This is a genomic window from Cupriavidus yeoncheonensis, from assembly GCF_905397275.1.
GTDB lineage: Bacteria > Pseudomonadota > Gammaproteobacteria > Burkholderiales > Burkholderiaceae > Cupriavidus > Cupriavidus yeoncheonensis.
Genome location: NZ_CAJPUY010000012.1, coordinates 187,282 through 201,356, shown reverse-complemented (window position 1 = coordinate 201,356; position 14,075 = coordinate 187,282). Strand labels below are relative to the sequence as shown.

Sequence of the window (14,075 nt, the reverse complement as noted above, 5' to 3'; positions counted from 1 at the left end):
CAGCCTTCCGGTGCAGCGTTCCTGGCTGTTCCTCGCGCATTCACCAGCCTGTTCAAGGATGACCGATGGATATTGGACTCCTCCTCGCACACCCCTGGTTTGGCACATGGGCAGCGGCCGCGGCCGCTGTGTTCGTCGCACTGATTGCGCATCGCCTTGTCGGGTTGCTGCTGATTCGCCTGACCCGTCCCGCGCCGGTGCTGCATGCGATCGTAAAGAAAGGCCGCGCCCCGTCGATCGTCGTGCTGCCGCTGCTTGCATTGCAGACCGTGTGGCAGGCCGCGCCCGACGAACTGCGCTGGATCGACACCGTGCGCCATCTCAATGGCCTGCTGATGATCGCGGCGACGACATGGCTGGTGGTCCGGATCATCGCCGGCTTTGCGCAGGGCGTCATGGACCGGCACCCCGTCGATGTGGCCGACAATATGGGCGCGCGGCGCATCCACACGCAGACGCGTGTGCTTTCGCGCATTGCGATGACGCTTGCCATCGTGATGGGCGCGGCCATGCTGCTCATGACCTTTCCGGGCGCCCGGCAGGTGGGGGCGAGCCTGCTCGCCTCGGCCGGCGTGGTCGGGCTGATCGCGGGCTTCGCGGCCAAGCCCGTGTTCAGCAATATGATCGCGGGCCTGCAGCTCGCGCTGACGCAGCCGATCCGGCTCGACGATGTCCTGATTGTCGAGGGCGAGTGGGGCCGGGTAGAGGAAATCACGGGGACCTACGTCGTGATGCGGCTGTGGGACGAGCGCCGGCTCATTGTTCCGCTGCAGTACTTCATCGAGAAGCCATTCCAGAACTGGACGCGCAACAGCGCGCAGATCATGGGCTCGGTCTTTTTCCACGTCGACTACGGCATGCCGCTGGCACCGCTGCGCAAGGAGCTGGAGCGGATCGTGCACGCCGCGCCGGAGTGGGACCAGCGGTTCTTCAACCTCGTTGTCACCGATGCCACCGAGCGCACCATGCAGCTTCGCGTGCTGTGCACCGCGGCTTCGTCGGGCCTCGCGTGGGACCTGCGCTGCAGGATCCGCGAAGCGCTGATCGACTTCATGCAGCGGGAGTTCCCCCAGCATCTGCCGCGGTTGCGCTTCGAGCGCGATGCCGGGGAGCAGGCCGCCATGGCGGCCGGCGCTTTCAGCGAGGCATGAGCGCCATGCCCCGATAACGGGGCCTCAGGGTTTGCGGCTGGCGTTGGCGGTGTTTGCCTTCCACTCCCGGAAAACCGTATCCAGGCATGAGGCGGACTTGCAGCCGTCGCGCTTCGCACGGAATGCGGTGATATCCGCCTCGGTCAGTTGCCCGGCCTTGAGCCTACGTTGCTGGTCGGCATAGATGCGCTGATAGCCCATGGAAAACAGCGCGGATTCGCAGATCAGGCGGTGCGATGGCGTCTGGCTTGCCGGGGCAGTTGCCGGATCACAGTCGATGTCCGTGGCGTACGCGTTGCCGGCAAGCGCGAGGCCGGAGATAGTGAGGCAAAGCAGGATGCGGCGGATGTGGCGTGGCATGACAGGGACTCGGGAGCGGCCCGCTATGGTAAGGCCAAAACGGACCAGCCGGTCTCGGGCCGTCCCGGCGCCTACACGTCCAGCACCAGCTCCGCGCCTTTCGCACGCGACACGCAGATCAGGATCGACTTGTTCGCGATGCGCTCTTCGTCACTGAGCACATAGTCGCGATGCTCCGCCACGCCAGCGGCAAGGGGGACTTCGCAGCTTCGGCAGAGGCCTTCGCGGCACGAGAACGGCAGGCATACACCATTGGCTTCGAGTACCTCAAGGATGCTGGCTTCCCTGGGCACCGTGAACCGTCCCCCATGCCTGAGCAGGCGCACCTGAAAGGCATCGCGCTCGTCGCCCGGCTGCACCGCAGCGGCGCCGAAGCGCTCCAGGTGCACCGCGTCGTGGTCGATGCCCAGCACCGCGGCATGGCCGCATACCGCATCCATCATGGCGCCGGGCCCGCACGTGTACACGTGCCAGCCAGAGGGCATTTGCCGCAATGCGCCCGCGATGTCGGCATGACCATCTTGCTCGTCGTCGGCATGCAGCACGACACGGTCCGCGAACGGTGCCAGTTGCTCAAGATAGGCCGCATGGCGCCGCGAGCGCACGCAGTACAGCAGGCGCCACGGAAGCGCTTGCTCGATGCACTGCCGGATCATGCTCAGGATCGGCGTGATGCCGATGCCGCCCGCGACGAAGAGGTGGCCAGCCGCCGCTTCGTGCAGCCCGAACAGCGAGCGCGGCGCGCCGATCGGCAGCCTGTCGCCAAGCCGCAGTTCGCTGTGCGCGAAGCGCGAGCCGCCGCGCGATGCCGGTGCAAGCCCGATGCCAAGCCAGTAGCGCGTCCTGTCCGAAGCCGCGCTGGCGATGGAGTATTGCCGCGTCAGGCCATTGGGAAAGCTGACGTCCACATGCGCGCCGGGCGCGAACGGCGGCAGCTCGGCGTGCGCAGCATCCCTGAGTTCGACCCCCAGTACGCCTTCGGCCTCCAGACGCAGGCTGGTCACGATCAGTTCCATTACGCCCCCGTGGCCGTTGCGGATTCCTCGGCCAGCCGGCGTTCGACGGCCCACCGGAACTGCGACAACGCCGCGTCGATCGAGAACGGGATCATCTTGAAGCCGGGTGCCAGTGCGAGCGATCGTTGCTGCGCGGTGATGATGTCGCGGTCCTCGTCGAAGGCAGTCACCACGGCCTGGTGGATCGACCGCGTGACCTCGGGGTTGTCGATCGCGAAATTGTGCGGATGGGCGAAGAAGTAGTGCGTCGAATTCTCCGTCTCCGGGGTCAACGCCTGGCAGCCGCGGAATTCGGCCGCGTCGACGCGATGGCCCTCGGGCGCGCCAGTGCCCGTGGGCGCCATGCCCGAGTCCATCAGCAGGATCGCCGGAATCGTGAAGTTGTAGATGTTCCAGCGGTCCACCTTGCCCGGCCAGTTCTTCACCTGCCTTGCAAACGGGGGCGGGTCGGTGTCGAGCGTCCAGCGCGTAATGCGTACGCCGTCGTCCAGCCGCTCGACCCTGGGCTGGACCGCAGCGTAGTCCTCGCCGCCGCCGAGCGTGGTGGGGTGCACGAACGGCAGATGCGAGAAATCGAGCAGATTGTCGGCGATCAGCAGGTAGTTCACGTCGTAGTGGATGTACCCGTCAAGGCTGCGCCAGGCCGGGTCGGCCAGCCAGTGCGTGTCGGGAATCATCGCGGGATCGGCGGCCTCCGGGTCACCCATCCAGATCCAGATCCAGCGATTGCGTTCCACCACCGGAAAGGTGCGCACGCGTGCCTGGGGCGGAATGCGCTGCTGCGCCGGTGCCTCGATGCACTGGCCCGAGGCGTCGAACTTGAGCCCGTGATACATGCAGCGCACGCAGTCTCCCTCGCGCCGGCCGACCGACAGCGGCGCGCCGCGATGGCAGCAGCGGTCCTCCAGCGCATGGAGCGTGCCGTCGGCGGTGCGGTACATCAGCACCGGGATGCCGATGATGGTGCGGCTGAAGAGATTGCCGGGACCGACTTCGTTGTCCCAGCCAGCGACGTACCAGGTGTTCCTGACGAACATTGTGAGTCTCCTGTGAGTGGAACGCCTTCTGCGAGGCGTGTTGACAGGAGGTTAGGCAGCGCGCAAATATGCGTCAATCTCATGACGGTCATTGAAGGAATGTACGCCATGCATACGGATGCGTTCGACTACAACTTGCTGACGGTCTTCGATGCCATGCTGCGCGAGCGCAGCGTGACCCGGGCTGCGGCACAGCTCGGCCTCACGCAGAGCGCAATGAGCCACGCCCTGAACCGGCTGCGCGAGTTCTTCGACGATCCGCTGTTCGTCAAGACGGCCGCGGGCATGACGCCCACGATCAAGGCGGAAGCGCTATCCGAAACGGTCCTGGAAGTCATGACGGCGATGCGCACGCGCGTGCTGCCGCAGGCGAGTTTCGATCCGGCCACGATGCAGCGCACGTTCACGCTGTGCATGACCGATATGGGCGAACTGGTGTTCCTGCCGCCGCTGATGAAGCGGCTACGCGTGGTTGCGCCGCATTGCAAGCTGCGTTCGCTGCAGGTGCCGGTGCCACAGATCGAAGCGCTGCTGGCATCGGGCGACGCCGACCTGCTGCTGGGCTCGGTGCAGACGGCGCCGGAGTCGCTGTTCCGGCAGCAACTGTTCATGCATGGCTTCGTCACCATCGTCAGCACGAAGAACAGGCAGGTGCGCGAGGCATTGACCATCGAGCAGTTCGAGTCGATGCCGCATGTCACGGTCAGCCTTGCGGGCCGCACCAGTCCGTCGTACGACGCGGCATTTGAAAGCCAGGGGCTGAAGCGCAACATCTATCTGCACACACCGCACTTCCTGTCGATCCCGTTGCTGATGGAGCAGCAGCCGGAACTGATCGCGACCGTTCCCGAGGAACTGGCCAACGTGTTCAGCCGCTACGGCATCGTGCGTGTGGTGAAGCCTCCGGTCGCCTTGCCGCCTTATGCGCTGAGCCAGTACTGGCATCCGCGCTTTCACCACGATCCGGCCATCGTGTGGTTGCGCCAGCTTGTGAAGCAGACCTTCGACAGCTACCCGGAAACCGATGTGTCGTCCGATGCCAGGCCGGTTCCGCGGCGCGCGAAGTCCGGCAGGAGCAAGCGCAACACCTGAACGGCGTCGCGGCCAGGCGCGTTGGCCCTGCCACTTGGGGGTTTCCTGGAGAAAGGAGTCGAACGCTTCCGGCAACTCGGCGGCCGCCCGGGCGTACTGCCGCCGGCGGCGTTCGAGGCCTTCATGCGCAGCGAAAGGCAGAAATGGGGGGATGCGGTGAGAGCTTCCGGCGCGACGGCGGATTGAACCGTTGCGCCGGCACGGGCAGGCGGTTGTCCGGGCTCAGGACGCCGCCACCACGCCGCAGGCGATCCGCCCGCCCGAGTTGCCCGTGGGCTGCGTCTTGTAGTCGTCCGGATCCTTGTGCACGACCACGGCACGGCCGATGACGCCGTTCGGGCCGGTGCCCACGCTCAGGTCAGGAAGCAGGAAACTCGCGCGCGCATTGCCGTTCGCGTCCGAGGTCAGGTTGTTCATGTCGCCGGCATGGTGGTCGGGCATGCTCACCTGCCCGTGCGGCTTGCCGCCCGGGTTGAAATGGCCGCCCGCGCTCATGGCGTCGGGCGCGGAGCAATCGCCTTTTTCGTGCACGTGGAAGCCATGCGTGGTATTGGGCGGCAGGCCAGTGACCGATGCCACCATCATCACGCCGCCGGACTGCTGGGTGAAGGTGACCGTGCCGCCGGTGCTGGTGCCGCTCTTCGGCGCGAGCATCGCGGTCGCCTTGGCGCCGCCGCTGGTCGTCGTCCCCGTGCCGGCGCAGCCCGCCAGGGTCATCGCTACCGCTGCCGTGGCCGCCAGGCCGAAAAATGCGCGTTTCATCGGAACCCTCCCTTAGACGTTATTGCGGAAGAAACAGTATAGGATGCGACGCTTACGCACGGGGCGCTGGTTGAGCAACTTGATCGGACAGTGTTATGCGGCTAGTTGAGAGACAGAGCCTTGCTGCGGTGCGGCGCCAAAATGCGGATGCCGCCCGAAAATATCCGCGACCCAGTTGACGAAGACCCGTACCTTGGCCGACAGGTGGCGGTTTTGCGGGTACATCGCGGAGATCGGCAGTTCTTCGGTCTGCCAGTCGGTCATGACCTCCACCAGCCGGCCGCTGGCCACATACGGTTCCGCCATCACGCGCGACAGGCAGGCAAGCCCGTGGCCGGCCACCGCGCATTCGACGTAGATCTCGCCGTCATTGGTCGAGATGGCGGAGGGCAGCAGGATCTCGGTGCGTTCGCGGCCTCGCGCGAGTTGCCATGGCCACTCGCGTCCGGTGCGGTTGGACAGGTGGTTCACGGCCTTGTGCTGGGCCAGGTCGGCGAGTTCATGCGGGGTGCCGTAGCGGTTCAGGTAGATCGGCGACGCATAGAACGCCAGCTTCAGCTGGCCGACACGACGCGCCACCATCGATTCGTCCACGGCGCCGACACGCAGCACCACGTCGACGCCTTCCTGCAGCATGTCGATCGGCTTGCCGTTGATGGTCAGGTCCAGCTTCAGTTCCGGGTAGCTCGTGAAGAACTCCTGCAGGTTCGGGATCAGCGCGATCCGGGCCAGCGCGGCGGTGGTGTCGACCGACAGCGTGCCCTTGGGCGACTTGTTATGGCGTGTCAGCGACTGCTCGGCTTCTTCCACATCGGCCAGGATGCGCACGCAGCGCTCATAGTAGGCCGCGCCGTCGCTGGTCACGCTGATGCGCCGCGTGGTCCGGTGCAGCAGCTTGACGCCCAGATGGGTTTCCAGGTTCTGGATCAGGCGGGTGAGGGTGGCCTTGGGCAGGTCGAGCGAATCGGCGGCACGCGCGAAGCTGCCCATGTCGACCACCCGGGTGAAGGCCTGCATTGAGACGAGACGATCCATGATGTGCTTCCGACGAATGTTTCCTGACTGCTCGCCGAACGGGGCGACCTGACTGGCGGTATGGGGGCGGGCCGCCGGGGATGGGTTGGTCGGGGCCGTGCCTGGCTTCCCGGCCCCTGGACTGGGCGCTGGCCGGCTGCGCCTGACAGGGGGTGCGCAACCGCGAGAGCGGGAGTGAATCACATTTCCCAAGACCTTGTCATGCGTGGGGTTTCGGCGGGCCGATTATTCCAAACACGGAACAGTGCGTTGGCAATCTCTTGCTTTATCCCATCGGCGTCAATCACCATAATCCATCCCATCGCAACACATGATAGGCGTGCCGAAGAATTTCAGCACGCCCGCCAAGGTGCCCATGCCTCAGTCGCCCAGCCAACGTTCACCCGCCGCCCCGCCGGCCCACGCAAACGGGCAGGCGCGCGTCGTGGAACACCAGATAGCCAGCGGCGAGCGCGAGATCTCGGTATGCGTCTGCTACCCGCCCGGATATCCGGCGCCGACCGCCGAAGGCGGTGCGTTGCTGCCCTGGCTGGTGTACCTGCACGCGGGCGGGTTCGTGGATGGCGGGCTGGAAAAGACGCGGCGGCTGGTGCAGTCGCTGGCGGTATCGGTGCCCGCGGTGGTCGTGACGCCAGCATATTCGCTCGCGCCCGATCATCCGTTCCCTGCCGCGCCCGAAGACGCGTTCAGCACCGTGGAATGGGTGCTGCGCCACGCGCGCCGGCTGAAGGTGGACAAGACCCGCTTCGCGCTGGTCGGCGAGGAAGCCGGCGGCAACCTGGCGATCGCGCTGTCGCAGATGCTGCGCGACCGTTGCGCCGCGCAGCCGCGCGGGCAATGGCTGATCCGCCCGGTGACGGACCCGTGCCTGCAGCACGCGTCATGCACGGGCGCGGCCGGCGGGCAGGTGCCGCTGGAAACGCTGCAGCGGCTGGCCTGCAACTATCGCGAATACCTGCCGACGCCGGCCGCCAGCGTGCATCCGTATGCCGCGCCGGCGCTGGCCTCGCGCCTGGCAGGGCTGCCACGCACGCTGGTGCAGGTGGCGGAGGTCGATGCGCTGCGTGCCGAAGGCGAAGCCTTCGCGGGGCGCCTTGCCAAGGCCGGAGTGCCGGCCGAGGCCATGATCATGCCCGGCGCCTGTGGCGACGGGGTAGAAGAGTCCCATGAGGAATGTCAGTCATGGGTCGACGAAGGTGCGCGGTTCCTGCGGCGATGTCTGGCCGCAGCCGACGACACCTCAACGCGGCGCGAAAGCCGGTCCTGAAGTTGACCCGGAACGAGCCTGCCGGCTGAGGCCTTCCGGGTAAAACCGCCAGCCGGTACTGATGCCGCCAGGACAGCCTGCGCGGCATCCGGCAAACAGTCTTGCTGATCTGTCCGACAAGCTCCGGATCGCACCTCGCGGCCCGGTGGGCGGCGTTCGCGCCTTTGCTTTCCCAGTTGAAGAAAACCCGCAACAGGAGTGAAGAAAAATGATTATCCAGAATCGACGCACATGGATCGCGATCGCCATCGTGATCGTGCTGGGCGCCGGCGTTGCCACCTCCATGCTGAGGCCGTGGCATGGCGGCGAGGCGCATGCCAATACGCCGCCGCCGGCCCCGACCATCGAAGTGGCCAGCGTGGTTGGCAAGAACATCACCGAATGGGATGAGTTCTCCGGCCGCATTGAAGCGGTTGACCGCGTGGAGATCCGTCCGCGCGTCTCCGGCACGATCGAAACGGTGCATTTCCGCGAAGGCTCGATCGTCAGGAAGGGCGATCCGCTCTTCACCATCGACCCGCGTCCGTACGCCGCCGAGGTCGCTCGCGCCGAAGCCGCGGTGGCCGCGGCCCAGGTACGCGCTTCGCACGCGCAGACGGAAAAGGCCCGCGCCCAGCGTCTGCTCGACGACAACGCGATCTCGCGCCGCGAGTTCGACGAGCGCATCAACGCGGCCAGCGAAACCTCGGCCGACGTGCGCGGCGCGCAGGCGGCGCTGGAGGTGGCGAAGCTGAACCTTGGCTATACACGCATTGTTGCCCCGGTCTCGGGCAAGGTATCGCGCGCGGAAATCACGGTTGGCAATCTCGTCGCGGCGGGCGCCGCGTCGCCGCCGTTGACCACGGTGGTGTCGGTCTCGCCGGTCTACGCCAGCTTCGAAGTGGACGAGCAGAGCTACCTGCGCTACACCGCGCCGGGCGCCGGCGGCGGCAAGGATGGCCTGCCGGTGTTCCTGGGCCTGGCCAACGAGGACGGCAATCCGCATGAGGGCAAGATCCATTCGGTCGACAACCGGCTCGATACGCGCAGCGGCACCATCCGCGTGCGCGCGGTGTTCGCCAACGAGGACGGCCGCCTGCTGCCGGGCCTGTATGCGAAGGTCAAGCTCGGTGGCGGCGCGCCGCACGATGCCGTGCTGATCAACGACCGCGCCATCGGCACCGACCAGGGCAAGAAGTTCGTGCTGGTGCTCGACCAGGCCAACAAGCTGACCTATCGCGAGGTGGACCTCGGGCCGACCTACGAAGGGCTGCGCGTGATCCGCAAGGGCCTGAAGCCGGGCGAGAGCGTGGTCGTGAATGGCCTGCAGCGCGTGCGCCCGGGCGATACGGTGGCGCCCAAGCCGGTGTCGATGGCGTACCGCAGCGAGCTGGAGCCCCGGCCCGCCGCGCCTGACCGCAAGCAGGCATCCGCCGAGGCGGAAGGCAAACCGGTGAGCTAAGCAGGCCCAGAAGCCCCGCCACAGACAGTCAATCGCATTTGCTTCCCCTGATGTGCATGGCGCCCGCCACGGCGGGCCGCCAGGGGGGCTTCTTGCCAGAAACAGGCCGAGAACCAAGATGAATCTCTCGAAATTCTTTATCGACCGCCCCATCTTCGCGGGCGTGTTGTCGGTGCTGATCTTCCTGATCGGCGCCATCTCGATGTTCAAGCTGCCGATCTCCGAGTACCCGGAAGTGGTGCCGCCGTCGGTCGTGGTGCGCGCGCAGTTCCCGGGCGCCAACCCGAAGGTGATCGCCGAGACCGTGGCCACGCCGCTCGAAGAGCAGATCAACGGCGTCGAGGACATGCTGTACATGAACTCGCAGGCCAACAGCGACGGCTCGCTCACGCTGACGGTGACGTTCAAGCTGGGCACCGACCCGGACAAGGCGCAGCAGCTCGTGCAGAACCGCGTGTCGCAGGCCGAGCCGCGCCTGCCGGAGGACGTGCGCCGCCTTGGCATCACCACCGTCAAGAGTTCGCCCGACCTGACCATGGTGGTCCACCTGGTCTCGCCGAACGACCGCTATGACATGACGTACCTGCGCAACTACGCGCTGATCAACGTGAAGGACCGCCTGGCGCGGATCCAGGGCGTTGGCCAGGTGCAGATGTTCGGCTCGGGCGACTACTCGATGCGCGTCTGGCTGAACCCGGAGAAGATTGCCGAGCGCAACCTGTCGGCCTCCGACGTGGTCAAGGCCATTCGCGAGCAGAACGTGCAAGTGGCGGCCGGCGTGATCGGCCAGTCGCCGACGCTGCCCGGCACCGACCTGCAACTGTCGGTGAACGCGCAGGGCCGCCTGCAGACCGTGGAGGAGTTTGGCGACATCATCGTCAAGACCTCTCCGGACGGTGTGGTCACGTACCTGAAGGACATTGCGCGCATCGAACTCGGTGCGTCGGAATACGCGCTGCGTTCGCTGCTCGACAACAAGTCCGCCGTGGCGTTGCCGATCTTCCAGTCGCCGGGTTCGAACGCGATCCAGATCTCGAACGATGTGCGCAAGACCATGGCCGAGCTGAAGCAGAACATGCCGGAAGGCGTGGACTACAGCATCGTCTATGACCCGACGCAGTTCGTGCGCCACAGCATCGAGGCGGTGGTCCATACGCTGTTCGAGGCCATTGCGCTCGTGGTGCTGGTGGTGATCCTGTTCCTGCAGACCTGGCGCGCATCGATCATTCCGCTGCTGGCGGTGCCGGTGTCGATCGTGGGTACGTTCGGCCTGATGCATGCGTTCGGCTTCTCGATCAACGCGCTGAGCCTGTTCGGGCTGGTGCTGGCGATCGGCATCGTGGTGGACGACGCGATCGTGGTGGTGGAGAACGTCGAGCGGAACATCGAGGAAGGGCTGTCGCCGAAAGAGGCGACCTACAAGGCCATGCGCGAAGTCAGCGGCCCGATCATCGCGATCGCGCTGACGCTGATCGCCGTGTTCGTGCCGCTGGCCTTCATGACCGGCCTGACCGGCCAGTTCTACAAGCAGTTCGCGCTGACGATCTCGATCTCGACGATCATCTCGGCCTTCAACTCGCTGACGCTGTCGCCGGCGCTGTCCGCGCTGCTGCTGAGGGGGCATGACGCGCCCAAGGACTGGCTGACGCGCGGCATGGACAAGGTGTTCGGCGGCTTCTTCGCGCGCTTCAACCGCTTCTTCGGCCGCAGCTCCGACAGCTATGGCCGCGGCGTCAAGGGCGTGATCCGGCGCAAGGGCTCCGTGTTTGGCGTCTACGCGGTGATGTTGCTGGCCACCTGGGGCATCTTCCAGATGGTGCCGAAGGGCTTCGTGCCGGCGCAGGACAAGCAGTACCTGGTGAGCTTCGCCAAGCTGCCGGACGGCGCGACGCTCGACCGGACCGAGGACGTGATCCGCCGCATGTCGGAGATCGCGCTCAAGCATCCGGGCGTGGAATCGGCGGTGGCGTTCCCGGGCCTGTCGATCAATGGCTTCACCAACAGCCCGAGCGCCGGCATCGTCTTTGTCACGCTGGACCCGTTCGAGAAGCGCAAGAGCAAGGAGCTGTCAGGCGGTGCGATTGCCGCGGACCTGAACAAGCAGTACGGTTCGATCCAGGACGCGTTTATCGCGGTGTTCCCGCCACCGCCGGTGCAGGGCCTGGGCACGATCGGCGGCTTCAAGATGATGATCGAGGACCGCGCCGCGCTGGGCTATGACGCGCTGTTCGACGCCACCAATGCGTTCATGGGCAAGGCACGCGCCACGCCCGAGCTCGCCGGCATCTTCAGCAACTACCAGGTGAATGTGCCGCAGCTCGACGTGCAGCTCGACCGTACCAAGGCCAAGCAGCTCGGCGTACCCGTGACCGACGTGTTCGAAACGCTGCAGACCTATCTTGGCTCGGCTTACGTGAACGACTTCAACAAGTTCGGCCGCACGTACCAGGTCAAGGTGCAGGCCGATGCGCAGTTCCGCCAGCATGCCGAGGACATCCTGCAACTCAAGGCGCGCAGCGCCAGCGGAGAGATGGTGCCGCTGTCTTCGCTGGTGAAGGTGAAGCAGAGTTTCGGCCCTGACAGCGTGAGCCGCTACAACGGCTTTACGGCGGCCGACATGAACGGTGGCCCGGCGCCGGGCTTCTCGTCGGGCCAGGCGCAGGCCGCCGCCGAGCGGATTGCCGCCGAAACGCTGCCGAAGGGCATCAGCTTCGAGTGGACCGAGCTGACCTACCAGGACATCCTGGCCGGCAATGCGGGCGTGTGGATCTTCCCGCTGTGCGTGCTGCTGGTGTTCCTGGTGCTGGCTGCCCAGTACGAAAGCCTGACGCTGCCGCTGGCCGTGATCCTGATCGTGCCGATGAGCCTGCTGGCCGCCATGACGGGCGTGTGGCTCACGCGTGGGGACAACAACATCTTCACGCAGATCGGCTTCATTGTGCTGGTCGGGTTGTCGGCGAAGAACGCGATCCTGATCGTGGAGTTCGCACGCGAACTGGAGCACCACGGCCGCACTGTGGTGCAGGCCGCGATCGAAGCCAGCCGCCTGCGCCTGCGCCCGATCCTGATGACCTCGTTCGCGTTCATCATGGGTGTGGTGCCGCTGGTGGTGTCGACCGGCGCCGGTGCGGAGATGCGTCATGCGATGGGCGTGGCCGTGTTCGCCGGCATGCTCGGGGTGACCTTCTTCGGGCTGTTCCTGACGCCGGTGTTTTATGTGGCGCTGCGCCTGCTGGCGACGCGCAAGCAGCGCCGCGAGGCATTGGCAAATGATGCATCGGCCTCGCACGCCGTGCCGTCCGCAGAGTGATGGTGATCGATATGAATAATGTGATGACGCAATACCTGCCGAAACTGGCAACACTGGCTGCAGCGCTGGTGCTGGCGGGCTGCTCGCTGGCGCCGACCTACAAGGTGCCCGAGACGCCTACCGCAGCGACCTTCAAGGAGGCCGATGCCGCGGCCGCCGAAGGCGCGCAATGGAAGACCGCGGCGCCGGCCGAAGGCCAGCATCGCGGCGATTGGTGGAAGATCTTTGGCGATGCGGAACTGGACCGGCTGATCGAAGCGGCCAATACCTACAACCAGGATCTGGCTGCCGCGGCGGCGCGCCTGAAGCAGGCACGCGCGTTCACCGGCGCCACGGAAGCGGACCTGTATCCGCAACTGAGCGTCGGCCTGGACCCGACCCGTGCGCAGCCTTCGGCTGCGTCGCAGGGCCTGCCGGACGGTACGCGCGTGGCACCGCAGACCGTGCTCAAGGCGCGCGCGTTTGCCAGCTACGAGCTGGACCTGTTCGGCCGCGTGGCCAACAGCGTGAACGCGGCGCGCGCCGAAGAGCAGGGCGCCGAGGACCTGTACCGCTCGGTGCAGCTCGCTCTGCAGGCCGATACGGCGCAGGCGTATTTCGCGCTGCGCACGCTCGACAGCGATCGTGAGTTGCTCAACGCGACGATCAAGCTGCGTGAAGATGCCTTGACGCTGCTGCGCAAGCGCTACGAAGCGGGCGAGACAACCGACCTCGATCCGGCCCGTGCCGAAGCCGAGCTTGGCACCGCGCGCGCCGACCTGGCGGGCATCGAGCGCCGCCGTGCCAACCAGGAGCACGCGCTGGCCGTGCTGACCGGCGTGTCGCCGTCGCAGTTCGGCCTGGCCGCGAAACCGTTCGACACGGCACCGGTGGCAGTGCCCGCGGGCCTGCCGTCGGAGCTGCTCGAACGCCGTCCCGATATCGCGGCGGCGGAACGGCAGATGTCGGCGGCCAATGCCCGTATCGGCGTCGCCAAGGCGGCGTTTTTCCCGCGCATATCGCTGACGGCGCTGTTCGGCTTCGAATCTGCGGACCTGTCGAACCTGTTCAAGTGGTCGTCGCGCACGTGGGCACTCGGACCGCTCGTGGGTTCGACGATTGCGCAGACCGTGTTCGACGGTGGCCGCAACAGCTCGAACCTGGCGGGCGCCCGTGCCGGGCACGAGGAAAGCGTGGCGCGCTACCGGCAGACCGTGCTGGTGGCGTTCCGCGAAGTCGAGGACAGCCTGGCCGATGTGCGCTGGCTCAGCCAGCAAGCCACGGCGCTCGACGGCGCACTGGGGGGGGCCAGGCGGGCCCAGCGCACTTCGCGCAGCCGCTATGACGCCGGCGCGGTGGACTACCTGACCGTGATCGATGCTGACCGGACGGTGCTGCAATCGCAACGCGATGCCAACGCCGTGGCCGGGTTGCGGGCCGCGGCGACGGTGGCGCTGGTGCGCAGCCTGGGCGGAGGGTGGGGGCCGGTGCCGGACGCGGTGGCGACCGTGCCGGCAGCTTCGCTGGCTTCCGCGCCCTAGCGCCGCGGCAGGTGCCGCAGGCCGGGGGGTGGCGCGATGCCAACGGTTCACTACACTGGAGGCATTGCGCCACGCACCCGAACC

At 66.5% G+C, this 14,075-nt stretch carries 11 protein-coding genes; 6 read left to right on the top strand and 5 right to left on the bottom strand.

Annotation, left to right across the window (positions count from 1 at the left end; genetic code table 11):
• Positions 1-65 precede the first annotated feature (65 nt).
• On the top strand, positions 66-1,151 hold the full coding sequence (locus tag KHO22_RS18035) for a mechanosensitive ion channel family protein (protein WP_211948522.1): 1,086 nt from the start codon (positions 66-68) through the stop codon (positions 1,149-1,151).
• A 24-nt stretch (positions 1,152-1,175) separates the two neighbouring features.
• Here KHO22_RS18035 and KHO22_RS18030 read toward each other — a convergent pair whose 3' ends face one another.
• The 3 genes from KHO22_RS18030 to KHO22_RS18020 all read right to left on the bottom strand — a co-directional run bounded on the left by KHO22_RS18030 (position 1,176) and on the right by KHO22_RS18020 (position 3,564).
• On the bottom strand, positions 1,176-1,511 hold the full coding sequence (locus tag KHO22_RS18030) for a hypothetical protein (protein ID WP_211948521.1): 336 nt from the start codon (positions 1,509-1,511) through the stop codon (positions 1,176-1,178).
• Positions 1,512-1,582: 71 nt separating this feature from the next.
• Positions 1,583-2,515 carry a PDR/VanB family oxidoreductase gene (locus KHO22_RS18025; protein WP_338031347.1) on the bottom strand — a complete coding sequence of 311 codons (933 nt, stop codon included), beginning with the start codon at positions 2,513-2,515 and terminating at the stop codon, positions 1,583-1,585.
• An 11-nt stretch (positions 2,516-2,526) separates the two neighbouring features.
• On the bottom strand, positions 2,527-3,564 hold the full coding sequence (locus tag KHO22_RS18020; RefSeq protein ID WP_211948519.1) for an aromatic ring-hydroxylating dioxygenase subunit alpha: 1,038 nt from the start codon (positions 3,562-3,564) through the stop codon (positions 2,527-2,529).
• 108 nt (positions 3,565-3,672) lie between these two features.
• On the opposite strand from KHO22_RS18020, the gene KHO22_RS18015 reads away from it, so the two are divergent.
• A complete protein-coding gene (locus KHO22_RS18015; protein WP_211948518.1) occupies positions 3,673-4,656 on the top strand; it encodes a LysR family transcriptional regulator in 984 nt (327 codons plus the stop codon).
• Positions 4,657-4,878: 222 nt separating this feature from the next.
• Here the strand turns inward: KHO22_RS18015 and KHO22_RS18010 are convergent, their stop codons facing one another.
• Both KHO22_RS18010 and KHO22_RS18005 read right to left on the bottom strand, forming a co-directional pair.
• Positions 4,879-5,418: a superoxide dismutase family protein gene (locus KHO22_RS18010; protein WP_211948517.1), complete on the bottom strand. Its 540-nt coding sequence runs from the start codon at positions 5,416-5,418 to the stop codon at positions 4,879-4,881.
• 93 nt (positions 5,419-5,511) lie between these two features.
• Entirely contained in the window at positions 5,512-6,453 is a 942-nt protein-coding gene (locus KHO22_RS18005) for a LysR family transcriptional regulator (protein ID WP_211948516.1), read from the bottom strand.
• 355 nt (positions 6,454-6,808) lie between these two features.
• Between KHO22_RS18005 and KHO22_RS18000 the strand changes: the two genes are divergently transcribed.
• The 4 genes from KHO22_RS18000 (at position 6,809) to KHO22_RS17985 (ending at position 13,991) form a co-directional block, all read left to right on the top strand.
• Positions 6,809-7,720, top strand: coding sequence for an alpha/beta hydrolase (locus KHO22_RS18000; protein ID WP_211948570.1), 912 nt, complete (start codon positions 6,809-6,811; stop codon positions 7,718-7,720).
• Positions 7,721-7,928: 208 nt separating this feature from the next.
• Entirely contained in the window at positions 7,929-9,161 is a 1,233-nt protein-coding gene (locus tag KHO22_RS17995) for an efflux RND transporter periplasmic adaptor subunit (protein ID WP_211948515.1), read from the top strand.
• A 118-nt stretch (positions 9,162-9,279) separates the two neighbouring features.
• The gene (locus KHO22_RS17990) at positions 9,280-12,471 is read left to right on the top strand and encodes an efflux RND transporter permease subunit (RefSeq protein WP_211948514.1); all 3,192 of its coding nucleotides are present in this window, start codon (positions 9,280-9,282) and stop codon (positions 12,469-12,471) included.
• 11 nt (positions 12,472-12,482) lie between these two features.
• Positions 12,483-13,991, top strand: coding sequence for an efflux transporter outer membrane subunit (locus KHO22_RS17985; RefSeq protein WP_230426917.1), 1,509 nt, complete (start codon positions 12,483-12,485; stop codon positions 13,989-13,991).
• Positions 13,992-14,075 lie beyond the last annotated feature (84 nt).

Bases quoted from the DNA above. Each gene is read 5' to 3' on its own strand.
- KHO22_RS18015 (WP_211948518.1), top strand. From the start codon at position 3,673: ATGCATACGGATGCGTTCGACTACAACTTGCTGACGGTCTTCGATGCC.
- KHO22_RS18035 (WP_211948522.1), top strand. From the start codon at position 66: ATGGATATTGGACTCCTCCTCGCACACCCCTGGTTTGGCACATGGGCA.
- KHO22_RS18000 (WP_211948570.1), top strand. From the start codon at position 6,809: ATGCCTCAGTCGCCCAGCCAACGTTCACCCGCCGCCCCGCCGGCCCAC.
- KHO22_RS18010 (WP_211948517.1), bottom strand. From the start codon at position 5,418: ATGAAACGCGCATTTTTCGGCCTGGCGGCCACGGCAGCGGTAGCGATG.
- KHO22_RS18005 (WP_211948516.1), bottom strand. From the start codon at position 6,453: ATGGATCGTCTCGTCTCAATGCAGGCCTTCACCCGGGTGGTCGACATG.
- KHO22_RS17995 (WP_211948515.1), top strand. From the start codon at position 7,929: ATGATTATCCAGAATCGACGCACATGGATCGCGATCGCCATCGTGATC.
- KHO22_RS18020 (WP_211948519.1), bottom strand. From the start codon at position 3,564: ATGTTCGTCAGGAACACCTGGTACGTCGCTGGCTGGGACAACGAAGTC.
- KHO22_RS17985 (WP_230426917.1), top strand. From the start codon at position 12,483: ATGAATAATGTGATGACGCAATACCTGCCGAAACTGGCAACACTGGCT.
- KHO22_RS17990 (WP_211948514.1), top strand. From the start codon at position 9,280: ATGAATCTCTCGAAATTCTTTATCGACCGCCCCATCTTCGCGGGCGTG.
- KHO22_RS18030 (WP_211948521.1), bottom strand. From the start codon at position 1,511: ATGCCACGCCACATCCGCCGCATCCTGCTTTGCCTCACTATCTCCGGC.